Origin of the sequence: Pararobbsia alpina (assembly GCF_965118125.1) — a bacterium.
Taxonomy (GTDB): domain Bacteria; phylum Pseudomonadota; class Gammaproteobacteria; order Burkholderiales; family Burkholderiaceae; genus Pararobbsia; species Pararobbsia alpina_A.
The window spans coordinates 1,260,840-1,286,206 of the sequence record NZ_OZ221288.1 but is presented as its reverse complement, the minus strand read 5'-3'; the positions used below and the strand labels follow the sequence as shown (position 1 = coordinate 1,286,206).

Genomic DNA, 25,367 nt, shown 5'->3' with positions numbered 1-25,367 from the left:
TCAAAGCAGTCTGTATGAGAGGAGCAAGGCAATGAGAGCAGTCCGGTTTCACTGTGCGCATGACATCCGCGTTGAGAACGTGCCCGATCCGAGCACGATGGGTGCGACGCAGATGATCGTCAAGCCGCTCTGGTGCGGCATCTGCGGCACAGATCTTCACGAATATCAGGCGGGCCCGATCGTCGTGCCGACTGAGCCGCATCCGCTCACGGGCGCCAAGGCGCCGCAAATTCTCGGTCACGAATTCAGTGCGGAAGTCGTCGAGGTCGGGCGTGACGTCAAGAACGTCCAGGCCGGCGACCGCATCTCGGTGATGCCGCTGGCTTCGTGCGGTCAATGCTATTACTGCGTACGCGGGCAACGCCATCTGTGCACGAAGATGGGCTGCGTGGGCCTGAGCTGGGATGGCGGCGGCATGGCAGAGTACACGGTGATCAACGACTACCACGCGAACAAGCTGCCCGATACGGTCAGCGACAAGCAGGGTGCGCTGATCGAGCCGGCCGCGGTGGCGCTGTATGCGGTCGATCGTGGCGGCGTGACGGCGGGGTCGTCGGTGCTCATCACGGGTGCGGGTCCGATTGGCGTGTTGTCGGCATTGGCCTGCTATGCCGCTGGCGCCAGCAAGATCTTTATCAGCGAACCGAATCCGCGCCGCGCGGCGAAGATGGCGGAATTCGGTGTTGCAACGCAGATCTTCGATCCGTCGGACGGCGAGCTCGCCGCGAAGATCCGCGATCTGACCGATGGCGTCGGTGTCGACGTCGCGATCGAATGCGTCGGCAATCAGCATGCGTTGAACGCGTGTGTCGACGCCGTGCGTTCGCAAGGTGCGGTCGTGCAGGCCGGACTGCATGTCGGCACTGCCACGGTCGAGCCCATGAAATGGGCGCTCAAGGACATCCGGATCGAAGGCACCTGGTGCTATCCGGTCACGATGTGGCCACGGATCATCAGCATGATCGGCAGCGGGAAATTCCCGGTCGAAAAGCTGATTCACGATCTGATCGATGCCGACGACGTCGTGGCCAAGGGCTTCGATGCGCTGAGCGACAAGACGGGCGACAAGATGAAGATTCTCATCAATCCGCAAATCACGCGCTAATACCGACTTATGACGACATCACTCAATGGGGTACGTCCCACCATCGGCTGGATCGGACTCGGCAAGATGGGCACACCGATCGTGCGCAACTTGCTCAAAGCAGGGTTCGACGTCACTGTGTTCGACGTGGATACGCAGCGCATCGCCGAGCTTGGGGCCGAAGGGGCCAAACCCGCGACATCGGTTGCCGGGCTTTGCGCGTCGGCGTCGATCATCGTATCGATCATTCCCGACGATGCGGTTCTGCTGAAGATCGCGCTGGGTGACGGCGGTATCGTTGCGCACGCTGCCGTCGGCGCGATCTACGTCGATATGAGCACGGTGTCGCCCGCGGCATCCGTGCGAGTGCGCGACGCGGCGCGCGAACGTGGCATGGCCTATATCGGCGCCCCCGTCTCGGGCAGCACGGTGCTTGCCGAAAAAGGGCAACTGACGGTGTTCGCATCGGGGCCGCATGACGCGTACGAGCGCGTGCGTCCGATGTTCGAAGCGTTGTCGGCCAAGCAGTATTACGTGGGCGACGATCAGCAGGCGCGCTATCTGAAGCTCGCGATCAATCACCTTGTGGGGTCCACCGCCGTGCTGCTCGGTGAAGCGCTGACGCTCGGCCGTAAAGGCGGACTCGACTGGGTGCAGATGCTCGATGTGATCGGCGATAGCGTCGTGGCATCGCCGCTCGTCAAATACAAGCTCGATCCGCTGCGCCAGCGCAATTTCGCGCCGGCCTTCTCGTCGCGCCAGATGCTCAAGGACATGTCGCTGGTGGTCGACGCGGGTGAGCATGCGGGTGTGCCTATGGCTGCCGCTGCCCTTGTGCGCGACCAGTTCAGTGTTTATGCGAGCGGCGATGGTGCCGAACTCGATTTCTTTTCGATTGTCCGTGCCGTCGAAGCGGCCGCTCACCTTCAAGGTGTCGGCCATGACAGTGACGCACAGACATCGCGGTGATCGCCAAGGTCATTGCGACCGGGTGAGATCGCCTCAATGCAGCTTTATTTATGGAGCCTGGAATGCATTACACCGTGTATTGCCTCGACCACGACGGCATGGTCGACCGCCGCCTCGCGAACTACGACGCCCACAAGGCCTATCTCGGCACGTCGCCTGCGAAGATGGTGATCTCGGGCCCGCTGCTCGCGGCCGATGAGCAAACGATGATCGGGAGCTTCTTCCTGTTCGAAGCCGACGATATCGAAGTGATTCAGCGCTTCAATGCCAATGACCCGTTCAACGCGGCCGGGATCTGGAAGAGCGTCGATATTCGCCCGTTCAACAAGCGTGTCGACAATCGCTGACCCGGCCCGCCGACGAGACTTCGAATCATGCGGAATCTGGATGAAACGACGATCACCGACGCCGTGCTTGCTCGTCATGAGGGGCAGAAGAGCACGCGGCTCGGTACGATCATGACCAGCCTGGTGCGTCATCTTCATGCGTTCGCGCGTGAAGTCGAACTGACCGAGGCTGAGTGGGAAGCGGGCATCCGCTTTCTGACCGAAGCGGGGAATATCACGGACGACAAGCGGCAGGAGTTCATTCTTCTGTCGGACACGCTGGGCCTGTCGATGCTGGTGACGGCGATGGCAAGTCGCAAACCGCAAGGCTGCACCGAGGCGACGGTGTTCGGGCCGTTCTTCGTGTCGGACGCTCCCGCGTACGAGAACGGCGCTGACGTGGCCAATGGCGCGCCGGGCAAGCCATGTTTTGTGTCAGGCCGCATTGTGGGGCTCGATGGGCAGCCGGTGGCCAACGCGCAGATCGAAGTCTGGCAAGCAGACGAAGATGGCTTCTACGATGTCCAGTACCGCGACCTGGCATCGCATCGGGCGCGCGGCGTACTGTGCAGCCTGTCCGACGGAAGATATTTCTTCAGGACCATCGTCGCCGAGCCATATCCGATCCCGCACGACGGACCGGTCGGTAAGATGCTCGCTGCACTTGATCGTCATCCATGGCGGCCTGCGCACCTGCATTTCATGATTACGGCGCCGGGTTATGAGCGCCTCGTCACGCATGTGTTCCGCGAGGGTGACCGCTATCTCGACTCCGATGCGGTGTTCGGCGTGCGTTCGTCATTGATCGCAGACTGGATCGAGCATCCGGCCGGCGTTGCGCCCGACGGCACGACGCTCGACGAGCCGTTCTGCACGCTCGCGTTCGACTTCGTCCTGAACCCTGCGCCATGACGATTGCCTTTTCGACACCGTTCACCTATACGAGTCGCGCGAGTCGCATTGTGTTCGGAGCGGGCACGCTGGCCCGGCTCGATGCGGAGCTTGACGAGCTTTGCATTCGGCGCGCGCTCATCTTGTCGACACCCGAGCAACGTGCGCTCGCGGAGCGCGTGCATGACCTGGCGCCGGATCGATGCGCCGGCATCTTTGATCGCGCGGTGATGCACGTGCCCGTCGAGACTGCGGAAGCAGGGGTCAAGGCCGCCCGCGATATCCACGCGGACGGTCTGATTGCAGCTGGCGGCGGCTCGACGATCGGCCTTGCAAAGGCCATTGCGCTCGACACGTGCTTGCCCATCGTTGCGATTCCGACCACGTATGCGGGATCGGAAGTCACGCCGATCTACGGCCTGACGGACAGGGGCGAGAAGCGCACGGGCAAGAGCGCGCGCGTGTTGCCCCGCACGGTCCTCTATGACGCGAGCCTGACGCTCACGCTGCCCGCTGCGGCCAGCGCGGCCAGTGGGCTCAACGCGATTGCACACGCGGCGGAAGGACTGTATGCGCAGGACAGCAACCCCGTCATGTCGATTTTTGCCGAGGAGGGCATACGCAGTCTTGTCGAAGGGCTGCCTGCCGTGTGTCGCGATACGCAGGATATGAACGCGCGCGAGCTGACTCAGTATGGATCGTGGCTGTGCGGGACGGTACTCGGCAGCGTCGGCATGGCGCTGCATCACAAGCTGTGCCATACGTTGGGCGGTTTGTTCAATCTGCCGCATGCGGAGATGCATTCGGCGATTCTGCCGTATGCGCTCGCATTCAACTTGCCTGCTGTGCCGCAGGCGCTGCTTCGGATGGAGCGCGCGCTCGGCACCGACGACCCCGTCAGTGCATTGCACGCGTTTGCACACCGGATCGGTCTGAACGTCACGCTCGCTTCGCTTGGCGTGACACCGGCCGATCTCGATCGCGCGGCCGAGGCAGCGATGCGTTCGCCTTATTTCAATCCACGCCCGCTGTCCGAGCGTGCGATACGGCATCTGCTCGAACTCGCATGGACGGGCGAGGCGCCGACGCGCGCCTCGTTCGCGGGCTTCGACATGTCCGCGTCGAGCGTCGCTTAGCGTCGATCAACGTCGACTCGCGACGCGCCACGGCGTGGTGGTCATTCAATCAATCGGGGAATCTGATGAAAAAACATGCTCTGGTGGTGGGAGCCAGTGGCGTCACGGGCAGTACGCTTGCGCGGCATCTGCTGGAGAACGGCTGGCGCGTCAGCGGCCTCTCTCGTGGTGCACATGCTGAAGTCGAGGGCGTCGAGTCGATTGCCGTCGATCTGACGTCGGCTGATGCATTGCGCACGGCACTGAAGGGGCTGCAACCGAGTCACGTGTTCTTTACGGTCTGGTCACGCCAAGCCAACGAGCGCGAGAATATCCGCGTCAATGGTGCGATTGTCAGTAACGTATTCGATGCATTGGGCGAGGCGATGGACAGCGTTGAACACGTCGCGCTCGTGACGGGCCTCAAGCACTATCTCGGACCGTTCGAAGCCTATGCCACGGGTGCCGTGCCCGAAACACCGTTTCGCGAGGAGCAGGGTCGTCAGCGCGTCGACAATTTCTACTACGAGCAGGAAGATCGCGTCTTTGCCGCTGCTGAACGGCATGGGTTTGGCTGGAGTGTGCACCGTCCCCATACAGTCATCGGTTTCGCGGTCGGCAATGCAATGAATATGGGCACTACGCTCGCCGTGTACGCGACGCTGTGCCGCCACACGGGCATGCCGTTCATCTTCCCGGGCTCGGCGATGCAATGGCACGGCGTGACAGACATGACCGACGCAGCCTTGCTCGCGCGACAACTCGAGTGGGCTGCGACACACGCGGAGGGACGCAATCAGGCCTTCAATATCGTGAACGGCGATGTGTTTCGTTGGAAGTGGATGTGGTCGCGCATTGCCGGCTACTTCGGCATCGAGCCTGTGCCGTTCGATGGCACGGTGCGCCCGCTTGAAGCCCGCATGGCGGACGCTGCGCCTGCATGGCGCGAAATCGCCGGGAAATTCGATCTTGCCGAACCCGACATCGCCAAGCTTGCCTCGTGGTGGCACACCGATGCCGATCTGGGGCGCCCGATGGAAGTCATCACCGATATGGGCAAGAGTCGCAAGGCCGGGTTTGCGGACTTTGAGGCCACGGACGAGGCGTTCTTCCGACTGTTTGATCGCCTCAAGGAGGCGCGGCTGATTCCGGATTGACCGGGCCTGGCGCGCCGTCGGCGTCGCTATGAATCGGATGCCCCGCGAAATCGCGCAAGGACTTCCGCCATCGTCCTCGGCATTCGGCGGTCGTATTCAGCCCACGGCCGACGCGATATAGAGACGCACGAGCTTGCGCGTCTCCGTCAGGATCAACGCCCGCGCCGCGGGCGTTTCCTGTTCGGTGGCCGACACCACCTTCAGCGAATGCAGGATCACGATCGCCATCGTCTTTGCCCGGCTGGCGTCAAGATCGGGAATGGACTTCCTGAGGATCCGGGCGATGCGCTGGCGCATGAACTCCCTGAACTCCATCCGCCTGGATTCCCGGCCCCCTCGCTCTTCGAGCAGCGCGGCGGCAAAGTTGCGCTGTGCACGCAGCGATTCGCTGAAATCGATCAGCGCGTTTGCAAGTTCGTCGGGCGCCATGCCCGATACTTTCTTCTCAAGCTCCGTCAGCTCTGATGTGACGAGTGTCGTGAACTGCAGTAGCAACGCGTCAGCGAGCGCGTCTTTTGACGGAAAGAAACGATAGAGCGATCCGATCGCCGTGCCGGATCGCGCGGCGATCTCCGTCATCGTCACCGCATCGAACCCCTTCTCCTTAAACAACTCGACGCTCGCCTCGATGATCGCGGCGACGCGCAGACGGCCACGTTGTCGTTTGGGCTCCTGCGCGACCAAAGGGCGGGGCGATGACATAGGCGTATCAGGCAATCGAAATGGAATGAGAAGATTTGAGAGCAAATCCTCTCATAACTTTGAGATTTTGACGATGGCGTGACCACAAAGAGCGCCGAAACGCTGGAGTTTGGAGATTTAGATATGTGAGGGTTGCTTCTAGTATCCGACTTATGAGAGGATTCCCTCGCATAACGGACTTACCTTCACTCTGATCGTCGACACATGAATACGTCATTGACGGCCTCGCGAGGCTGGCTTCATCCATTCGGCAAGCCCGCTCAATGGATTGTGCTGATCGCGCTCTCCGCCGTGGCGAGCGGTGTGCTGTTTGCACTGGGTATCCCCGCGGCTTTGCTGCTGGGTCCGATGATCGCAGGCATCGTGGTTGCGTCGGCCGATGGCTCGATCGAACCACCGCGATGGGTTTTCGGACCCGTTCAGGGATTGCTCGGCTGCATGATCGCCAGGATGCTGCCGTGGTCGATGGCCACCGAGATCACGACGCATTGGCTCGTGTTTTTGGCCGGTGTGCTGTCGGTCATTGCAATGTGCGCGGCGCTCGGCTGGGTTATGACGAAGATGCGCATGCTCCCTGGCACGACGGCGATGTGGGGACTCAGCCCCGGTGCGGCGACCGTGATGACGCTGATGGCGCAAGCCTACGGCGCCGATGCGCAGCTGGTCGGCACCATGCAATATCTGCGGGTCATTTTCGTCGCGGCGATTGCGTCGGTCCTGATGCGCGCGCTCGGTGCACACGCCACGCATGCGATGAGCGCGGCAGACTGGTTTCCGGCGATCGCGTGGATGCCGTTCGTCTGCACGCTGGCCATCGCTGTGCTGGGACCCGTCGTCGGGGCACGTCTGCGCGTTCCGGGTGGCGCATTGCTCCTTCCGCTCGTGGTGAGCGCGGTGCTCGCGCGTCAAGGCTGGTTGCATATCGAACTGCCGCGCTGGCTGCTGGTGCTGGCATACGCGATGGTCGGCTGGCGCATCGGCCTGCGTTTTACGCGGCCTTTGCTGAGGTACGCAGTCCGCGCCCTGCCGCGCATGGCCGCCGGTATTGCGATGCTGATCGTGCTGTGCGGTGTGCTCGCGTTGGGCCTGGTCGTATTCGCCGGTATCGATCCGTTGACGGCCTATCTTGCGATGAGCCCCGGCGGCGCGGACTCTGTCGCGATCATTGCGGCGACGAGTCATGTCGATGTGCCGTTTGTTATGTCCATGCAGATGGCGCGCTTCGTCACCGTGTTGCTCGTCGGTCCGGCACTGGGCCGATGGATGGCGACCGCCACCGCACCTGTCGACCGGCCGCAAATGCAGGATGCGAACGAGGACGCCTGAAAGTCCGAGCCTCTGAAACTCAATCCCTTTCTTTTCTGGAGTTACGTCGATGGACGTTATCGCAATGTTTTTTACAGGCGCGCTGCTTTGCAACGCCATCCCGCATCTGGCAAGCGGCCTGCGAGGCGAGGCCTTTCCTACGCCTTTTGCCACGCCGCGCGGAATCGGTCGCTCTTCGGCGCTCATCAATTTCGTGTGGGGCGTGGTGAATCTTCTTATCGCCGGTTGGCTTGCGGGACGACACGGCGTGCCGACGGTTACTGCGTCCGCATGGCTTGCGGCTGCGACGGGCTTTGTCGCGATGGGTCTCTTTGCTTCGATTCACTTTGCGAAGGCCCGCAAGACGTGGGAGTGAGGTTGGGCGATGGCACGGCGCTTAGGGGAAGCGTGTGGACGAGTTGCGGTCCCGGCGCATCAGCGTAGCCGCAGGTGTTGAACAAGTCGTTCACGTCATACAGCACCGCCGGTGCACAGGCCGCGCTAGAACGGATTGAGCGGCGGAATTTCGTCCTTGCGCTGCTTCTGCGCGCGATTGACGTGACGCCGGTAATGGAGCAGGACCCGACGTAGCGTCGTTGCATCGATAGGCACGGGCGATTTTGGCTTCGCATCAGGTCTCGACGACGGGGAAACGGCTGGATCATCAGGCGCGCTCAATGTTGTGTTCGGCAATGAGTTGCCTACGTCACCCGCGTTCGGTGCATAGCGCGCCATCACAGCGTTGACAACAGACTGCGCCTCGGCATCCCCCGGCACGGCCAGGTCAGCGAGCGATGCCGGTCGGGCGCGGTGGGCATCAGCGTCGCGGTCGAGCCATCGGTAGAGGACCGGAACGATCAGGGTCATTCGGCCGCTACGCGCAACGCGTCGCAACGCGAACCACTTCCTGAGGTCGCTATCGGCCCATCGTTGTCGTTGAGTTCGCAGATGGCGGATGAACCCGCGGGCGTATGCCGCGACGCGAGGCCAAACCCAGACCAATGCAAACAGCGCCACGACCATCACGGCCCCGACAACGAGCTGCGTGCGATCGATCACGAGGATGCGATGCCTGACGTCTCCCGTCAGCGTGTCGACAGGAATATCGAATACGGGCCGTTCATGTGCGGCGGCGACCGATATGGATACGGCCGGCAATTCGATGACTTCGCGACGATGGGTGGTCGCATTCCACCATTCGACCTTGATCGCTGGCAGCGTGTAATGACCCGCGCGTTGGGCGATATAGCTCACGCTGTCCGTGCGTAAGCCGGCGACCAGCCCGGCGCGGTCATCCGTGACGTCGTGCGTCGACGCCGGGCCGGCGGTGCGCTGCAACCCCTCGACGTCGGTGAACACGACGGGCGGTACAAGCATCGCCTGCGTGCCCGTCGCGCGTTGCGTGATCGTGCGCGTGATGGCCTCGCCGACCTGTGCGTCCTTCTTCGCCGGCGCGATCTGTTGTGTCGCTGTCAACGCCGTGGTCGCGAAGAATGTCTTCATGCCTTCGGCACCTTCCGGCAAGGTCGCAATGAGCTTGAGCGCGGGCGTCGTGACTTTGACCGGCGTGTCGATTCCACCCGGATGCAGGGTGATCACGAACGGTGCGATATCGAAGGTCTTCGCAGCCTGAGGCGCGATACGGTATGCGCGGCTCACTCCGAACCATCGGACACCGTCGATCGTTTCCGAAAGATTGGTCGCTTGTTCGTCGGGCAGGCTGACCACTGCATCGGCCAGGTTGAACAACGGCCAGTCCGGCGCGTCGGTGAAATAGGTCGTTGTCAGCAGATCGACGACAAGCTTGACCTCCGTGCCGGCTACGACGGGGCCAGCGGGGTCGAGGTGCACGCGAACGCGTGTTTGCGGCGCGCTGCCAGGGTCGGCGTCGGCGTATGCATGGGCGGACGCGCAGACAAGCACGGCCATGCAGGCTACGAAGCACGCAACCCGGATGGCGGTGCACCGCGCAACGTGACGGAAGATGCGGGCCGCGATCATTGCGACTCCACAGCGAATCGCTGCCGCAGGAACAGCGCAGGCGATGTGTTGAGATTGCGCAGCCACACTTCCTCGGTCGGACGAGGCGCGCCTTCACTGATGGCTTTCGTTCCCTGACCCTTGCGCTTGTCCTTGACGACCTGGTCAGGCTTGTCGTTTTCCGGGTCGTACTCCGAGCGTTTGTCCTCCGCGATCAGGTGTCGCATCAGATCGATATTCGCCTCGGCGGCTTTGAGATGAGGATCGATCTTCAGCGCGTTCTCATACGCTTGCGTGGCACCGGCATAATCGTCGAGATGGGCGAGGGTGTTGCCCAGATAGAAGTAGGCGTCGGCCGTCTTCAGGCGCGAGAACGATTCGAGTGCACCCGTAAAATCGCCGGCAAGATATTGTGAACGGCCCTTCCACATCGGGTCGTCGAATCGCTGAGCCGCGGTCTTGAAGTCGTGATGCTCGAAATACCAGCGGCCCTGTTGATCGTGCGTCGCGAACGCGTCGATCCATTGCCAGGAGCCCGCATGGGCTGTATGCGGCATCAGTATCGCGCTCAAGCCGAGCACGACCGCGGGCAGCCATTTCACGGTCCATCCCTTGCGAAACGACCAGAGCGCCAACGCGATCAGCGGAAAGACCAGCCAATATCCGGCCTCTTTCCAGCGTGGGGCGACGTGCGACTGTTCGACCTGTGCCAGCCAGGCCTGTGCGCGGTGGCGGACCCACGCGATGTCGTCATCGTCGGCACGCAGGCTCGCGAGTGGCACGCCCGCATCGTGCGCCACCGAGCGAATGGCGTCGACGTTGAACGAGCCCCGAAGGGGATGACCTGCTGCGTCCATGGCGATCGTGCCATCGTCGGCGCGAATCGGGGCTCCGTCTTCCGATCCGACTGCCAGCCACAACAGCTGATGGCGAACGCCTTTGGCCGCAGCCAGAAATTCGCTCGCCCGGCCTTCATCGAAGCCGTCGCTGATAAAGACGATGGTTCCCGCTGCCGGATCCCGATCGAGCAGGCGCTCGGCCTCGCGCAACCCGGCTGCGGCGTTCTTGCCGTCGGCGGGCATCAACGAAGGAGACAGCGCCGGCACGTAAAGTTCGAGCATCGAGGCATCGTCGGTAGGTGGCACCACCAGATGTGCAGACGCGGCGAAGACAATGAGTCCGGTGCGTGCGCCCCGTCGGGCATGGGCCAGGGCAAGTATTTTCTGCTTCGCGCGTTCCAGACGGGTGGGCGAAATGTCGGTCGCGTCCATCGAATGCGCGAGTTCGAGGACGACGACAAGCGGCGCCTGATCCTGGCCGAAGGGTGGGCGCTCCCTCTGCCACGTCGGACCTGCGGCGCTGACTGCGCCCAGGCCGATCAACAGGCCCAATATGTGCACGGGACGAATACGTTTTTGACGGTTTTCGCCCACGATCAGGTGTTCAAGCAAAGCCGGTTCGATGATGTTGCGCCAGCGATGTCGCACGTCGTTGCGGCGGAACCAGAACCAGGGTAAAGCGAACGCCGGAACCAACAGCCATAGCCATGCCGGCCGGATGAAGTGAAACACGCTGAGATCAATTTCCATCGCTGACCTCGTTCACTGAAGCGCGCGCTACGTGCGTCTGCGTCTGTGCTGTGTCACGCGGTGAATGTGTTGCCGCAGGAACAGGGCGGATCTCTTGTGTTGAAGACATCGAAGACATTGGAGGCACGCGCATCGCATGCAACCCTGCCAGCAGGAGCGCTACGGCGTGATAGAGCGTGAGCAGCACCACCGCGGCGGCGAGCGGGATCCAGTAAAAGTCACGCTGAGGACGATAGATTTCGCGTTGAACCTTGATCGGAGTGATCCGGTCCAGGGTGGCATAGACGTCTGCGAGTTCCTGCTGCGCGCCAAGCGCACGGAACGCTCGCCCTCCTGTTGCGGAGGCAATACGCGAAAGCGCTTCGAGGTCGACACGATCTTCGCCCGTCGTGTCGGGGTTGCCGATCCCGATGGTATGGATGACAAGGTGGTGATCGCGCGCGATGTCGGCCGCGCGATCAGGGGGAATGGCGCTGCTCGTGTCGTTGCCGTCAGTCAGCAGGATCATCACGCGCTCCTGCGCGTGCGACGTGTCCATCAGCTTGACGGTGAGGCCAATGGCGTCGCCGATCGCCGTGCGGGGCCCGGCCATGCCCACCTGCATTTGATCGATCAGCGTCGTGACAGCTTGATGATCCAGTGTGAACGGAGCCTGCGGATAGGCGGCGTCGCCAAACACGATCAGCCCGATGCGGTCGGTTTTCCGCGCGGCGACGAAGTCGGTGACGACGTGTTTGACCGCCGTGAGGCGGTCGATAGGGCTGCCGGTGGCGTCGATGAAATCGCGTGCGGCCATTGATCCCGACAGGTCGATGGCCAGCATCATGTCGCGCGTGGGCATCGCCTCGGTGATCGGCGGTTCGACATAGACAGGGCGTGCCGCTGCCGACACAAGCAGTATCCACATCAGCGGCAGCAGGACCTTGAGCATCGCGTTGCGGCGTAGCCGCACACCGCCGCGTGCGGGTCGTTCTCGCGCTGCGTGGGCCATTTCGTGGAAAAACGGCACGCGTATGGCGGGCGCCTCAGTCCGGTAGGCGGGAACCAGCCACCACACGATGAGCGGCAGGGGTAGCAGCGCGAACATCCAGAGGTCGTCAAATTTCCACACGTTCGGGAGCGCGATGATGGCGGATCCAGTCGCGCGCATGCGTGACCAGCAACGCGACGCGCTCAGGCGGCACTGCGGCGATGACATCGGGCGGTGCGTAGCTGGCGAGAGAAAGAAGCGGCGCAGAGCGTGCGTCGAATCGACCGCGTGTCTGCCGCAGGAAAGCGATCCAGCGTTCGTCGCTCAATGCTGCGACGCGATCGCGCGGCACGATACTCATCGCTGTGCGTTTGAGCAGAAGCGCCACGTCGCCGAGCGCTGAGACGCGAGTCGACGCATCGTCGAGTCGGCGTTCGATGCGTTGCAACTCGAGGAGTGCGCTGCGACGGTATCGCTGCGCTCGATACCGCCGCAGCAGGCGCCACGCCAAAAAGCCCGCACACAGGCAGATGATGCATGCCACCACGATCCAGCCCGCTGTTTGCGGCGCATACGACGGCGGTTCCGGCAGCGTGAGTTCCTCGAGTCGCTTCAACGTCTGCGGCGTGCCGGCGGGCGACAGCTGCGGTGACGTGGGCGGCGTCATGAGTGGTGAGGCGGGCAGTAAAGCGGGTTGTAAAGCGGGCTGTGAAGCGTTCATAGTCCAGCTCCCTGCGACAAGCGCGCCCGTTTGCCGAACATGCGTCGAACCTGATCGACCACCGGATCCTCGGTCGAGATCGCCATCAAGGGCACGCCGCTCGTTCGCAACAACTCGGCGACCTCGGCCGCGCGTCCTTCGAAGAGACTGGTCAGCGGCAACCGGACGCGCTCCTGCTCGATGCGAAGTTCGACCTGAAGCTGGCCCTCGCTGACAACCAGCGCACGATGCTCGGGCACGCGCTGCCAGAGCGGATCGAAGATCATCGCAGCGACGACATCGTTGTGGGCGGAAAGCGCGCGCAAGAGCGTTCGCGTGCGCGGCGTCGCTCCGGCGAAGTCGCTGATGACGCAAACCAGGCAGTCGTGTCCGGCGATCTGCAGCACGCCCTGAAGCGCTGCATCCAGCTGGTCGTAGTTCGTGCGCGTGTCCGTGTCCGCCCGAAGCTGCTGATTCATGTCGACGATGGTCGCGAACAGGGTCTTGATACGGCTACGGCTGCGAAGCGCCCGCACGCGTACGACGCGTTCGTCGTTGAACACCACGCCGCCCACGCGATCTCCCGCCGCGAATCCCATCCAGATGGCGAAGGCCGCGACTTCGGCGGCGACCACGGATTTGAATGCACGACGCGAGCCGAAGAACAGACTCATCCGCTGGTCGACGATCACGAGCAGCGGCCGGTCACGCTCCTCGGTGTAGCTGCGAATCTGCGCTTTGCCGAGTCGCAGCGAGACTTTCCAGTCGATATGGCGGATATCGTCACCGGGCAGATAGTTGCGGATCTCTTCGAAATGAAGTCCTCGCCCGCGCAAACGCGAAGCATGGTTGCCGGACAGCACGCTCGTCAGCGGCGCGGGCGGAATGAAGCTAAGCCCGTGCGCCTGGAGTTCAAGACGTGCGAGGTGTGCCGCGTCGACGTAGATGCGGCCGATATCCGAAGATGCAGGCACGGTGGCGAGGGTCGGCGGGGCATGAGAGCGGGTCATGGTGCGGTGCCGTGCGGTCGTCGAAGTGGCTCGTTCAGGCGGGCACGGCGACCTTGTCGATCAGCCGGTCAATGACCTGATCGGCCTCGATCTGATCGGCGCTCGCTTCGTACGACAGGATCAACCGGTGTCTGAGTACGGGATGGACGACCGCGCGAACGTCGTCGGGCGTCACGAAGTCGCGGCTTTCAAGCCAGGCCTGGACACGGCTGGCCCGGTCGAGCCCGATCGCCCCGCGCGGGCTCGCGCCAACGTCGATCCATTTACGAAGGTCATCATCGAGTGCTTCGCCGTGACGCGTGGCGTTGACGATCGACACTATGTAGTCGTCGATCGCGGGCGCGACATGAATGCGTGCAATGTCGCGACGGATGTCGAAGATCGTCTGCGGGTCCAGCGCCTGCATGGCGGGCGCCGCTCCCTGCGCTTCGCCGCGCAGCATGGCGAGCATCGCACGTTCGTTTTCCGGCGACGGATACCGGATCAATATCTTGAGGAGAAATCGGTCCATCTGCGCCTCGGGCAGCGGATAGGTGCCTTCCTGTTCAATCGGGTTCTGCGTCGCCATCACCAGAAAGAGATCGGCCATGCGATGCGTCTGGCCCGCGACGGAAACCTGTCGCTCTTCCATGGCTTCCAACAGTGCCGACTGTACTTTTGCGGGCGCGCGATTGATTTCGTCGGCAAGAATCAGATTGCCGAAGAGCGGCCCAGGCTGGAAGTGCAGCGTGCGCTCGGTGCCCGATTGAAGCAGTGTTTCGGCGCCGGTGATATCGGAGGGCAACAGATCCGGTGTGAACTGGATCCGGCTCATCGTCGCGGCCAGTCGTGCCGCAATAGCCTTGACGGTTCGCGTCTTGGCGAGTCCCGGCAAACTTTCGAGCAGGACGTGACCGTCTGCAAGCAACGCAATCAGGATCTGACGCACCACCGTCTGCTGGCCGATGACGGCGCGGTTCACGCTCGCTTCGAATTCGAGAATCGACTCGCGCATGGCGCATCTGCACAGATGAAGGGATCGGGCATTCATCATCGTTGCTTCTGCGGCGCATGTGCCGGAGCGGCGAGGGCAATATCGATCGATCCGTTAGCGCGGTCGCGAGTTTTTCATGCGCGCTATGCAGAACGTCTTTGACGCTACGAAATTCTCTTATCGCGACAGGAAACTCGCGAATATATTTGAATTGTGTGGCTGTGCGATACATATGTCTCAATAGAATGCAGATGCCGCAAGCCGTCCCGAGTGCAATGGCATGCATTGGCTCGGGTCGATGTTTTTTGCGTGCGAAAGACCTCGGTCGTACGCATTTCTCTCGAGAGTGTGATTCGATGAGCAAACGCAAACACGTGCTGCATCTGACAGGAACCACCGGCTCCACTGGAGCCGCTGGAACCGTGGCGGCCCCTCACGGCATCTCGCCCGCCCGGAGTCAACGACGGCGATGGGCGGCAGTGATCGCGTTTGCGCACGGCCACGGCGCGCGGCGCTGGCTGTGGGCTGTACTCGTCGTGCTCGTCCCGGCTCTGGTCGGAGGCGGCATCGGCTGGCTGATGCATACGCGTGCGCAAGCACAGCCCCATGCCGTGCTCGGCGATGGCGTGCGCGGTCCGGCCGGCATGGCCTGGATTCCCGGCGGCGAGTTTCTGATGGGCAGCGACGCGAAGATGGCGCAGGCCAATGAGCGCCCGGCGCACAAGGTCCGTATTCACGGGTACTGGATGGACCAGCATGATGTCACGAACGCCGAGTTTCGCAAGTTCGTCGAAGCGACCGGCTATGTGACCACCGCCGAAAAACCGCCGGACTGGGAAACGCTCAAAGTGCAACTGCCGCCCGGTACCCCGCGACCGGCCGATAGCGCGCTCGTTCCAGGCGCGATGGTGTTTGTCGGCACCGATCAGGCCGTTCCGCTTGACGACTATTCGGCATGGTGGCGTTACGTGCCCGGTGCGAACTGGCGGCATCCGACGGGGCCCGACAGCTCGATCGACGGCAAGGACTTGCATCCGGTCGTTCAGGTGTCGTACGAAGACGCGCAGGCGTATGCGAAGTGGGCCGGCAAGCGCCTGCCGACCGAAGCCGAATGGGAGTTCGCCGCTCGGGGTGGCCTGGAGCAGGCCGACTATGCGTGGGGCAATGAATTTGCGCCCGGTGGCAAGCAGATGGCGAATGTCTGGCAAGGACAGCAATCGCAGCCTTTCCCAGTGTTGAGTCCCAAAGGCGCCGGTGCGATCGGGACGAGTCCTGTCGGCACGTTTCCCCCCAATGCCTATGGTCTCGTTGATATGACGGGCAATGCGTGGCAGTGGGTCGCGGACTGGTATCGCGCCGACGAGTTCAGGCAGGAGGCCGCGAATGGCGGAGCGATCGACAACCCGCACGGACCTGCGACGTCATGGGATCCCGCCGATCCAGGCGTGCCGGTGGATGCGCCCAAACGCGTGACGCGCGGCGGATCGTTTCTCTGTAACGAGGACTACTGCCTGAGCTACCGGCCCAGCGCGCGACGCGGCACCGATCCCTACAACAGCATGTCGCATCTGGGCTTTCGTCTCGTGATGGATCAGCAGGCATGGGAGCGCGTGCACGCCGAACGCGAGCGCGGCGGTGTGCAGACAGATATCAGGGCCGACACGGTGAGAGCGGGATCTGGCAAGGCAGGCAACGTCTATTGAACGGAGCGACACGATGAGCACGCGCTTGAAGAGCACGCATGCGTTAGTCGGGTGGGTCAGTACCGTCTTGATTGCGGTCGTGGTGGTGAGTTTTGTGCCGCGTGCCGCGCATGCGCAGTCGCAGGGCACCGTGAAGCCTGCGACTTCGCAACCGGCTCAGGCGGCCAAGCCTGCCCAGAATGGCGACAAATCGTCGAAGCCGAATATTCTTGTGATTTTCGGCGACGATATTGGCCAATCCAATATCAGCGCTTATACGCGCGGCCTGGTGGGTTATACGACGCCCAATATCGATCGAATCGCAAACGAAGGCCTTCTGTTCACGGACTACTACGCTGAGAACAGCTGCACGGCAGGTCGCTCTTCGTTCATCACCGGGCAGACGCCGTTACGCACAGGTTTGTCGAAAGTCGGCGTGCCGGGGGCGCCGGTCGGCATACAAAAGGGCGATATCACGATTGCGCAGGCACTCAAGCCGCTTGGGTACGCGACGGCACAGTTCGGCAAAAACCATCTCGGCGATCGCAACGAGTATCTGCCGACGAACCACGGTTTCGACGAGTTTTACGGCAACCTCTATCACCTGAACGCCGAAGAGGAACCCGAACGGCCCTATTGGCCTCAGGACAAGAACGATCCGTATGTGAAGAACTTCTCGCCGCGCGGCGTATTGCATAGCACCTCGGACGGCAAGGTCGAAGACACAGGGCCGTTGACGACCAAACGCATGGAGACGATCGACGACGAGACCGAGCAGCATGCGATGGACTACATCCGCAAGGAGGTCAACGCGAAGACACCGTTTTTTGTCTGGATGAATTTCACGCGCATGCATATCTTCACGCACGTGCGGCCGGAATATCGTGGTAAGAGCGGCATGCCGGGCAATGAATATGCAGACGGCATGTGGGAACACGATCAGGACGTCGGCAAGCTGCTCAAGCTGCTCGACGATCTCAAGATCACCGACAACACGATCGTCGTGTACACGACGGACAACGGGCCCAATATGTTCACCTGGCCTGACGCAGCGATGACGCCGTTTCGAAGCGAAAAGGACTCGAATTGGGAGGGCGCGTTCCGGGTGCCGGCGATGGTGCGCTGGCCAGGCCATATCAAACCAGGCAGCGTGTCGAACCAGATGTTCTCCGGGCTCGACTGGTTTCCGACGCTGCTCGCCGCGGCGGGGGACGCCAACGTCAAGGACAGACTGCTTAAGGGATGGGCGCCCAAGGCAGGCGCCACCTCATTCAAGGTGCACCTCGATGGCTACAATCAGTTGCCTTTCCTGACCGGCCAGACCACCAAGGACCCGCGCACGGAGTTCTATTACTTCAACGACGATGGCGAGCTCGTTGCGATGCGCTACGACCAGGACGGTATGGCCTGGAAAGAGGTGTTCTGCGAGCAGCGCGCACCAGGCAATCTGAACATCTGGATGGAGCCGTTCGTCTGCCTGCGGTTTCCGAAGGTGTACAACCTGCGGATGGACCCCTACGAGCGGGCGGACATTACGTCGGACCAATATATGGATTGGCTGGCGAAGAATGCGTACCTTGCGGCGATCGGCACGATGAAGGCGGCTGCGTTCCTTCAAACCTTCGTCGACTATCCGCCGAGCCAGCGGCCGGCGTCGTTCAGCATCGACCAGGTGCGCAAGGACGTCGACGAGAAAATCAACGAGCAGCGTAAGAAAGTTGCGCCAGCCAAGTAGCCGGCCGCTTGCACGGTCGTCTGTGCAGCGGCATTCGTCAGGCCATGTGCGTGGTCGCTCCGCTACGCGCGACAACCTGCGGGCGCGATGGGTGCCCGCGATACTGCTATTTGTGTCGGGCGCGGCGTCGCTGATCTATCAGGTCATCTGGATCAAGCAGCTTTCGCTGGTCGTCGGCATCGATGTTCAGGCGATGACGGTCGGCGTGAGCGCGTTCTTTATCGGGCTCGCCGCGGGAAACACGCTATTCGGGCGTATCGCCGACCGGGTCGCGAGCAATGTGGCGCATCGATCGACGCATCCATCGCCTCATCAATTGACGCGACAATTGACGTGTGACCCCGACGCGGAGCCTCGCGCTGACGGCGTGCTTTCGCGCCTCTGGTTGCTCTACGGCATGCTTGAAGCGGGCATCGCCGTGATGGGTCCCGTCACAACCCATGCGTTGCCGCAATCCGCATGGCTCTTTGCCGTGCTCCAGCAACATGCTGCTGCGTTGGCGTGGTGCTTGCCGGTTGCGCTTGTTGGCATTCCCGCTTGTCTGATGGGCGGCACGCTTCCCGTGATGCTTCGGGTGACCTTGAGTTCGAGTGCGGGCACGCTCGCGAGCACGCAAGACGATAAACCGACGGAAGGCCTGGGCCGGCTTAGCGGGGTGTTGTATGCGGCGAATACGGCGGGCGCAACGATCGGCACGCTTGCTGCGGGCTTTGTATTGATCCATCAGTTCGGTGTGTCCGGCGCAGCCTGGTTTGCCGCGGCCCTCAACGTTGCGGCTGCCGCCGCCGCGTGCGGGGCTTCTCGCATCTTTCGATCACGACTCGTGCCGGGTGACCGCGTGTTGAGCGTGGGGCGGGTGAGTGTGCCTGTCGAGTTTCATGCTCCCTCCGAGCCCAACGCTCCCGCAGACCCGGACCATTCCGCCCACACGCCGAATGCCTCGCTGATCCGGGCCGCATGGCTCTATGCGATCGCCGGTGGCGTGGCGATGGGTTATGAGGTCGTATGGGCGCAAGCGATGGCGCCGTTGATCAGCACCCGCGCGTTTGCATTCACCGTCGTGCTGGCGACGTGTCTGGCCTCGATGGCGATCGGGAGCGCGCTCGCGCAGCGCTTTGTCGGACGGATTCACGATCCGTGGCGTGCGTTCGGGTTCCTGGTCGCCTTTGCCGGCTTGATCTCGATGCTCGGGCTCGCTGGCATAGGGCCTTTTTTAATGGACATTCAGGCAGGCGTCCGCGCGTGGGTCCTTGCGACGTGGGGCAGTATGTCGTTGGCAATGTGTGTCGGTTTTCTCGTGGTCGCGCTCTGGCTCGCTGCGGCACCCACGCTGCTGCTTGGCGCGGCGATGCCTTTCCTCACTGAGTCCGGGGCGAGCCATCGTCGCCCCGCCGGTGATGTGGGACTGCTGGTGGCGGCGAACACTGCGGGCGGCGTGGCCGGAACGTGCACGTCAGGCTTCGCACTGATCCCTGCGTTGGGTGTGGTGCGAACCCTCGGCTTGCTGGCATGCATGGCGGCGCTGACTGGCCTGGTGGCTGCATGGCAGGGGTGGCCAGCAGTACGGTCACAGGCGCGGTCAGAGGCATGGTCAGACACACGATCGCGGGGGCAATTCCAGGGCGCCAAACATCAATTTGCCGGCCTGTTCATCGGATTGGCTTTCGTCTTGACAGGTGCATTGGTCGTGACGACTCCTGCCGATCACCTGGCCCGTGTACTGATCGGCGTGCACGGTGGCACGCTGATCTCCTATGAAGAGAGTGCGGGCGGCTCGGTGGCCGTGGTCGAGCAGCGCAGCCAGACTCAAGATTTCCGGCGCCTGTATATCCAGGGCGTTTCGAATTCCGGCGACGCGCTGACGTCGCTGCGCTATATGCGTCTGCAAACGCTGCTGCCATTGATCGTTCACACGGGAGAGGCGCGGTCGGTGCTCGTGATCGGCGCGGGCACGGGCATTACCGCCGGGGCGACACTCGTCTGGCCCGGCCTCGAGCATCGCGTGGTGGCCGAGTTGCTGCCCGCCGTCATCCGCGGCATACCCGAGTTCCATGGCAACTTCGATATGGGGCACGACAAGCGTATCGAGGTGCGGTTGCGAGATGGTCGTCGTGAACTGCTAAGTCGTGAAGAGCAGTACGACCTGATCACGCTCGAGCCTCCGCCGCCTTCTGCCGCGGGGGTAGTCAATCTTTACTCGTCCGACTTCTACCGCATTGCGGCGTCGCGCCTGCGCGAACACGGCATCGTCGCTCAATGGTTACCGTTGTCGACACAGAACGAAGCCGACACACGCTCATTGATCGCGAGCTTTATTCAGACCTTTCCGTACGCGAGCCTCTGGACCACCGAGCTTCACGAAATGATGCTGATCGGCTCGAATGAGCCGATTGAGCTGGATTGGCCGACGATCGTCCATCGCATGTCGGATCCGCAGGTCGCGTCAGCGCTGCACGACGTCGGCGTCGCATCGCCCGAAGCGATGTTGGCAACATGGGTCACCGACCAGTCGGGGCTTGCCTACTACGTCGCCGATGCGTCACCTGTGACGGACGACGACCCGCGCATCGAATACGCGCCATGGGTGCGCCGGGATGCATTCGCGTCGACCCTCACTCATGTACTCGCACTGCGCGGCCCGCCACCGCTGTCGAACGCTTCGTCGACGCAGAGGCTGGCCGTGGATCGTGAGACAACCACGTTGCACACGTTTTACCGCGCCGCGCTCGACGCCTATCGCGGCGATCGCGACGCGTGGGCAGCCGATATGGACGAGGTCATGCAGGCGGACGGCACGAATCCGTACTACCGGTGGTTCAACGCCCGGTAATGATCTGCATTGGCCCGCGGCACACGTCGTTTCGCGGCCCAACCCACCTCGCGACGCAACCCACCTCGCGGCTCAACGCGACGCGAGGCTCAATCAGCCCCATAGCCCAGCCAGATGCGGCGCACGGGGGTTGCGTGCATATCGACAGCCAAGGTCATAGAATGCTCGGGCGGTAGTAGGCCGGACCTGGAAACCGTCACACAACACCCGCACCGATGCGACAGAATGGCGAAGTCGCACGGACGTGTTGCGCCTTCTTTTGTTCAAACGATTCTCGGAGTGTCCATGAAGAAAACGCAGGGAAGTATCGTGAGCTTCCGTCGCCCGGACGGCGGCGAATTGCAAGGCTACCTCGCTAAGCCGGAGAAGACGGCGGGTGCGCCCGCCGTGGTGGTCGTGCAGGAATGGTGGGGCTTGAATGACCAGATCCGTGGTGTGGCCGACCGTCTTGCCGAGGCCGGCTATTTCGCGCTCGTGCCCGACCTGTATCGCGGCAAGAGCACGGTCGAGGAAGAGGAAGCGAATCACCTGATGAGCGAACTCAACTTCGGCGACGCGGCCACGCAGGATATCCATGGCGCCGTGAAGTACCTGAAGCAGCAGTCGTCACGTGTCGCCGTGCTCGGGTATTGCATGGGCGGCGCGCTTGCCTTGCTGACAACCGCGAACGTGCCCGACGTGTCGGCCGCGGTCACGTTCTACGGCTTCCCGCCGCTCGAATACATTGATCCGAGTGCGATCAAGGTGCCGGTGCTCGGTCATTGGGCGACGCAGGACGCGTTCTTCCCGATCGAGACGGTCGAAACGCTCGAAAACAAACTGCGCGACGCGGGCGTGTCGGTCGAATTCCACCGTTACCTCGCTTACCACGGTTTCACGAACGAGACCGCAGTGGGCTATGGCCGCATCTCGCGTACGCAATACGATTCGAAGTGGGCGGAAATGGCATGGGATCGCACGTTCTCGTTCCTCGGCCGCACGATGTGGGACGCATTGCCCGGCAAGAAATAACCGGTTCCATGCTTCATTGACCTCGACGACCGATTCATGCACTGCATGAATGTGGCGCTTGCGTTTACAGTCACAAAGATGCAATGCCCGTACGTGATTGCGAATGCCTGACTGCACGCAAGCGCCGCGTAGCGCCGATTCACTTTGTCGAAGAGGTTTGAAGATGCCCCCCGAGCTCCCTCGCTCATCGCTGTCCGATCCGGCCGCGAACGATATCGTTTCGCTCGACGCGATTCCCCTGTCTGAAGCCATACGCAAGCGTGATGTGTCATGCCGCGAAGTCATGCAGGCGTATCTCGATCATATCGATCGGCAAAACCCGCGCTTCAATGCAATCGTCTCGCGCCGCGAACCCGAGGCGCTGCTGCTCGAAGCCGATGAGCGCGACCGGCAACTCGCGCAAGGCCAATGGCTGGGCTGGATGCACGGCATGCCTCAGGCGGTCAAGGACCTGTCGCAGTGTGCGGGTCTGCCCACGCGCAAGGGATCGTCGCTGACGAGCGTGCGTCCCGATACGGTCGACTCGATTTTCGTAAGCCGCGTGCGGGCAAGCGGCGCGGTGTTTATCGGCAAGACCAACACGCCCGAATTCGGTCTCGGTTCGCAGACCTACAACAGCGTTTTCGGCACGACGCTGAATGCTTACGACACGACCCGCAATGCGGGTGGCAGCAGCGGTGGCACGGCCGTCGCACTCGCTACGCGCATGTTGCCGGTCGCGGATGGCAGCGACATGATGGGGTCGCTGCGCAACCCCGCTGCGTACAACAACATCGTTGGCATGCGCCCGTCGCGAGGGCGCGTACCTTATGGACCGACGCCCGAGGTATTCGTCCAGCAACTGAGCACGGAAGGACCGATGGGGCGCAGCGTCGAGGATGTGGCGCGGCTCCTGTCGACTCAGGCCGGCTTTGATCCGCGATGCCCGTTGACGATTGCCGAGGACCCCTCGGTGTTTGCAGGCAGTCTTGAGCGTGATCTGAAGGGTGTGCGCGTGGGTTGGCTTGGCGACTATGGTGGTTACTTGCCGATGGAAGCCGATGTGATGCAGGTCTGCGAGGCGTCCCTCAAAGATTTCGCTGCGCTGGGGTGCGAGGTCGAAGCCTGCGTGCCCGATTTTTCGATGGATCGCGTCTGGAACAGCTGGCTCGTGCACAGGCACTGGCTCGTCGCAGGCTCGCTCGGCGAACTCTATGCCGACCCGCGCCGCAGGGCGCAGCTCAAGCCCGAAGCGCAATGGGAAGTCGAAGGCGGCCTCAAGCTGTCGGCTGCCGAGGTCTATCGCGCGTCGCTCGACCGAAGCGACTGGTACCGTGCGCTCTCGAAGCAGTTCGAGCGATACGAGTATTTGTTATTGCCGAGTGCACAGATGTTCCCGTTTGAGGCCAGCACGCACTGGCCGGATGAAGTGGCGGGCCGAAAGATGGACACCTACCATCGCTGGATGGAAATCGTGATCGGGCCGTCGCTCGCCGGTCTGCCGGCGATCAGTGTGCCCGTGGGCTTCAATGCGCAGGGCATGCCGATGGGCATGCAGATCATCGGCCGTGCGCAGGCCGATCTCGCGGTGTTGCAGCTCGCCTATGCACACGAGCAACTGACGCAGTGGGTCAAGCGCCGGCCACCTTCAGGCATGGGCTGAAACTCGCGGAGCCGGTATAGTAGGCGCCTCCTTGTGCGCGGCCCCTGGCGCGACGACCCGATATGCAGACTTCCGTTTCTGACGCAATCGCTTCACCGACTGTTCGCGTGTTCGACGCGGTCCGGGCGCTCGCCTTTATCGGCGATCTCAGCATGGGACAGCCGACTGACCACTCGCTGCGCACGGCGTGGCTGGCTGCGCAGATCGCGCAAGCCGCCGAGCTTGGCGAGGCCGCCTGTGTGGCTGTGCGCGAAGCGTCGCTCTTGCGGTGGTCAGGCTGCACGGCCAACGCCGCGGGGTTTGCCGATGCGCTCGGCGACGACGTGGCGAGCCGCGAGGCCATGCTCGCCGGTCGCCCGGGATGGGCCGACCCGCTCGAGGCGCAGGGCGGCGCGGAAACGATCATCACTCCGCTGGCCCAGATTCACTGCGAGGTGTCGGGTGAAGTCGCGCGGATGCTTGGGCTGACGATCGAAACGCAGACGACACTCCGTCACATCTTTGAGGCGTGGGACGGCAGCGGTTTTCCGGATCATCTGCCGGGCCCGGCTGTTCCCGAAACGGTGCTCGTCGTGGCGGTGGCGGGTGACCTCGAAATCCTCTCTCGCGTCTACGGTGTCGAGCAGGCGCTGATGCTGATCGCGCAACGAGCGGACAAGCGCTATCCGGCGCGCATCGTCGAACTCGCTGCGCGGCATGCGCAGCAATGGATGGCCGCGCTTGATGCACAGAGCGAGCACGACAACGATGCGACCCGTGCCGACTCATTGCGCACGCCAGCGATGGATCGGCAGACGACGATCGAGTTGATTGCCGACGTCATCGACCTGAAGTTGCCCTGGATGACCGGGTACTCACGTGCGGTCGCGAATACCGCGGCAGAATGCGCCGCGCATTGTTCGCTCGATGCACAAACGTGTCAGCGCATTTACAGTGCGGGGCTGATTCATGGCATCGGCCGTGCGGCTGTGTCGAACACGGTGTGGAATGTTCCCTCGCGGCTGTCGACGTCTGCGTGGGAGAAGGTGCGGCTCGTCCCGTACTGGACCGCGCGAGCCGGGGGCCAGACGGGCACGCTTGCCGAGGCCGCGACGCTTGCGTCGCACGCTTACGAGCGGGCCGACGGCTCTGGTTATTTCCGCGGCATGGCGGGCGCGGGTTTATCGCTCGAGGCGCGCATTCTCGGCGCGTCGGCGGCGTGGGTCGCTTTGCGGTCGGCGCGGCCCTGGCGTGAAGCCCTGAGTGACGACGAAGCGGCCGGCGTGTTGCGCGAAGAAGCGGCGAAAGGGCGATGGGATGCCGATGTCGTCGAGGCGCTGATTGCATCGGGCCCGGCGCCGAAGCGTGCGGTGCAGGCCAACACCCTGGTCAATGCGACGGGCCATGCCTTGGGCAATCCATCCGCCAATGCTCGTTTGTCCGCGCGTGAGATCGATGTACTGCGCGCGATTTCAAAGGGCGCGAGCAATAAGGAAGCCGCGCGCGAACTCGAACTGAGTCCGAGCACAGTCCGCACCCATGTGGAAAACGTCTTCCGCAAGCTCGAATGCTCGACGCGGGCGGCGGCGACGTTGAAGGCCGCTGCCATGGGTGTGCTGTAACGCGGCGTCGTCATTGGGCGGTGTCCGTCGCCTCTCCGAACCTCATCGCCGGCAGCCTGCGCCGGCCGATCTCCCGCTGCGACTGACCTCCAGAT

Annotated in this window: 21 protein-coding genes; 14 read left to right on the top strand and 7 right to left on the bottom strand. The window is 62.8% G+C overall.

Annotation, left to right across the window (positions count from 1 at the left end; translation table 11 throughout):
- The first annotated feature begins 31 nt into the window (after positions 1-31).
- The 6 genes from ACMFWR_RS23830 (at position 32) to ACMFWR_RS23805 (ending at position 5,542) form a co-directional block, all read left to right on the top strand.
- The gene (locus tag ACMFWR_RS23830) at positions 32-1,105 is read left to right on the top strand and encodes a 2,3-butanediol dehydrogenase (RefSeq protein WP_413197155.1); all 1,074 of its coding nucleotides are present in this window, start codon (positions 32-34) and stop codon (positions 1,103-1,105) included.
- A gap of 9 nt (positions 1,106-1,114) precedes the next feature.
- Positions 1,115-2,053: an NAD(P)-dependent oxidoreductase gene (locus ACMFWR_RS23825; RefSeq protein WP_413197154.1), complete on the top strand. Its 939-nt coding sequence runs from the start codon at positions 1,115-1,117 to the stop codon at positions 2,051-2,053.
- Between the two features lie 62 nt (positions 2,054-2,115).
- Positions 2,116-2,400, top strand: a complete 285-nt coding sequence (locus tag ACMFWR_RS23820) for a YciI family protein (protein ID WP_413197153.1) — start codon at positions 2,116-2,118, stop codon at positions 2,398-2,400.
- Between the two features lie 27 nt (positions 2,401-2,427).
- Positions 2,428-3,291: an intradiol ring-cleavage dioxygenase gene (locus tag ACMFWR_RS23815; protein WP_413197152.1), complete on the top strand. Its 864-nt coding sequence runs from the start codon at positions 2,428-2,430 to the stop codon at positions 3,289-3,291.
- The gene (locus tag ACMFWR_RS23810; RefSeq protein WP_413197151.1) at positions 3,288-4,406 is read left to right on the top strand and encodes a maleylacetate reductase; all 1,119 of its coding nucleotides are present in this window, start codon (positions 3,288-3,290) and stop codon (positions 4,404-4,406) included. The genes ACMFWR_RS23815 and ACMFWR_RS23810 overlap by 4 nt, the downstream gene beginning before the upstream one ends.
- 65 nt (positions 4,407-4,471) lie before the next feature.
- Positions 4,472-5,542 (top strand): SDR family oxidoreductase, encoded by a 1,071-nt coding sequence (locus ACMFWR_RS23805; RefSeq protein ID WP_413197150.1) that lies wholly within the window; start codon positions 4,472-4,474, stop codon positions 5,540-5,542.
- Between the two features lie 96 nt (positions 5,543-5,638).
- On the opposite strand, the gene ACMFWR_RS23800 is transcribed toward ACMFWR_RS23805, so the two are convergent.
- Positions 5,639-6,244 (bottom strand): TetR/AcrR family transcriptional regulator, encoded by a 606-nt coding sequence (locus tag ACMFWR_RS23800; RefSeq protein ID WP_413197149.1) that lies wholly within the window; start codon positions 6,242-6,244, stop codon positions 5,639-5,641.
- Between the two features lie 204 nt (positions 6,245-6,448).
- Between ACMFWR_RS23800 and ACMFWR_RS23795 the strand changes: the two genes are divergently transcribed.
- The gene (locus ACMFWR_RS23795; protein WP_413197148.1) at positions 6,449-7,570 is read left to right on the top strand and encodes an AbrB family transcriptional regulator; all 1,122 of its coding nucleotides are present in this window, start codon (positions 6,449-6,451) and stop codon (positions 7,568-7,570) included.
- A 49-nt stretch (positions 7,571-7,619) separates the two neighbouring features.
- Positions 7,620-7,925, top strand: coding sequence for a hypothetical protein (locus ACMFWR_RS23790; protein WP_413197147.1), 306 nt, complete (start codon positions 7,620-7,622; stop codon positions 7,923-7,925).
- 125 nt (positions 7,926-8,050) lie between these two features.
- On the opposite strand, the gene ACMFWR_RS23785 is transcribed toward ACMFWR_RS23790, so the two are convergent.
- From ACMFWR_RS23785 to ACMFWR_RS23760, 6 genes are read right to left on the bottom strand one after another with little or no spacing between them, the layout of a single operon-like run.
- The gene (locus tag ACMFWR_RS23785; RefSeq protein WP_413197146.1) at positions 8,051-9,550 is read right to left on the bottom strand and encodes a hypothetical protein; all 1,500 of its coding nucleotides are present in this window, start codon (positions 9,548-9,550) and stop codon (positions 8,051-8,053) included.
- The gene (locus ACMFWR_RS23780) at positions 9,547-11,118 is read right to left on the bottom strand and encodes a vWA domain-containing protein (protein WP_413197145.1); all 1,572 of its coding nucleotides are present in this window, start codon (positions 11,116-11,118) and stop codon (positions 9,547-9,549) included. Before ACMFWR_RS23780 ends, ACMFWR_RS23785 begins: the two co-directional genes overlap by 4 nt.
- Positions 11,108-12,229, bottom strand: a complete 1,122-nt coding sequence (locus ACMFWR_RS23775) for a vWA domain-containing protein (protein ID WP_413197144.1) — start codon at positions 12,227-12,229, stop codon at positions 11,108-11,110. The genes ACMFWR_RS23780 and ACMFWR_RS23775 overlap by 11 nt, the downstream gene beginning before the upstream one ends.
- Positions 12,216-12,809, bottom strand: a complete 594-nt coding sequence (locus ACMFWR_RS23770) for a DUF4381 domain-containing protein (RefSeq protein ID WP_413197143.1) — start codon at positions 12,807-12,809, stop codon at positions 12,216-12,218. The genes ACMFWR_RS23775 and ACMFWR_RS23770 overlap by 14 nt, the downstream gene beginning before the upstream one ends.
- The gene (locus tag ACMFWR_RS23765) at positions 12,806-13,798 is read right to left on the bottom strand and encodes a DUF58 domain-containing protein (protein ID WP_413197142.1); all 993 of its coding nucleotides are present in this window, start codon (positions 13,796-13,798) and stop codon (positions 12,806-12,808) included. The genes ACMFWR_RS23770 and ACMFWR_RS23765 overlap by 4 nt, the downstream gene beginning before the upstream one ends.
- 34 nt (positions 13,799-13,832) lie before the next feature.
- Positions 13,833-14,792 (bottom strand): AAA family ATPase, encoded by a 960-nt coding sequence (locus ACMFWR_RS23760; protein WP_413197141.1) that lies wholly within the window; start codon positions 14,790-14,792, stop codon positions 13,833-13,835.
- 557 nt (positions 14,793-15,349) lie between these two features.
- On the opposite strand from ACMFWR_RS23760, the gene ACMFWR_RS23755 reads away from it, so the two are divergent.
- The 6 genes from ACMFWR_RS23755 (at position 15,350) to ACMFWR_RS23730 (ending at position 25,272) form a co-directional block, all read left to right on the top strand.
- Positions 15,350-16,474, top strand: coding sequence for a formylglycine-generating enzyme family protein (locus ACMFWR_RS23755; RefSeq protein WP_413197334.1), 1,125 nt, complete (start codon positions 15,350-15,352; stop codon positions 16,472-16,474).
- A gap of 13 nt (positions 16,475-16,487) precedes the next feature.
- Complete coding sequence (locus tag ACMFWR_RS23750) at positions 16,488-18,188, top strand: arylsulfatase (RefSeq protein ID WP_413197140.1); 1,701 nt, start codon at positions 16,488-16,490, stop codon at positions 18,186-18,188.
- A gap of 91 nt (positions 18,189-18,279) precedes the next feature.
- Positions 18,280-21,018: a spermidine synthase gene (locus tag ACMFWR_RS23745; protein ID WP_413197139.1), complete on the top strand. Its 2,739-nt coding sequence runs from the start codon at positions 18,280-18,282 to the stop codon at positions 21,016-21,018.
- Between the two features lie 285 nt (positions 21,019-21,303).
- Positions 21,304-22,029: a dienelactone hydrolase family protein gene (locus ACMFWR_RS23740; RefSeq protein ID WP_413197138.1), complete on the top strand. Its 726-nt coding sequence runs from the start codon at positions 21,304-21,306 to the stop codon at positions 22,027-22,029.
- A 163-nt stretch (positions 22,030-22,192) separates the two neighbouring features.
- Positions 22,193-23,671 (top strand): amidase, encoded by a 1,479-nt coding sequence (locus tag ACMFWR_RS23735; RefSeq protein WP_413197137.1) that lies wholly within the window; start codon positions 22,193-22,195, stop codon positions 23,669-23,671.
- A 62-nt stretch (positions 23,672-23,733) separates the two neighbouring features.
- Complete coding sequence (locus tag ACMFWR_RS23730) at positions 23,734-25,272, top strand: HD domain-containing phosphohydrolase (RefSeq protein WP_413197136.1); 1,539 nt, start codon at positions 23,734-23,736, stop codon at positions 25,270-25,272.
- Positions 25,273-25,367: the final 95 nt, after the last annotated feature.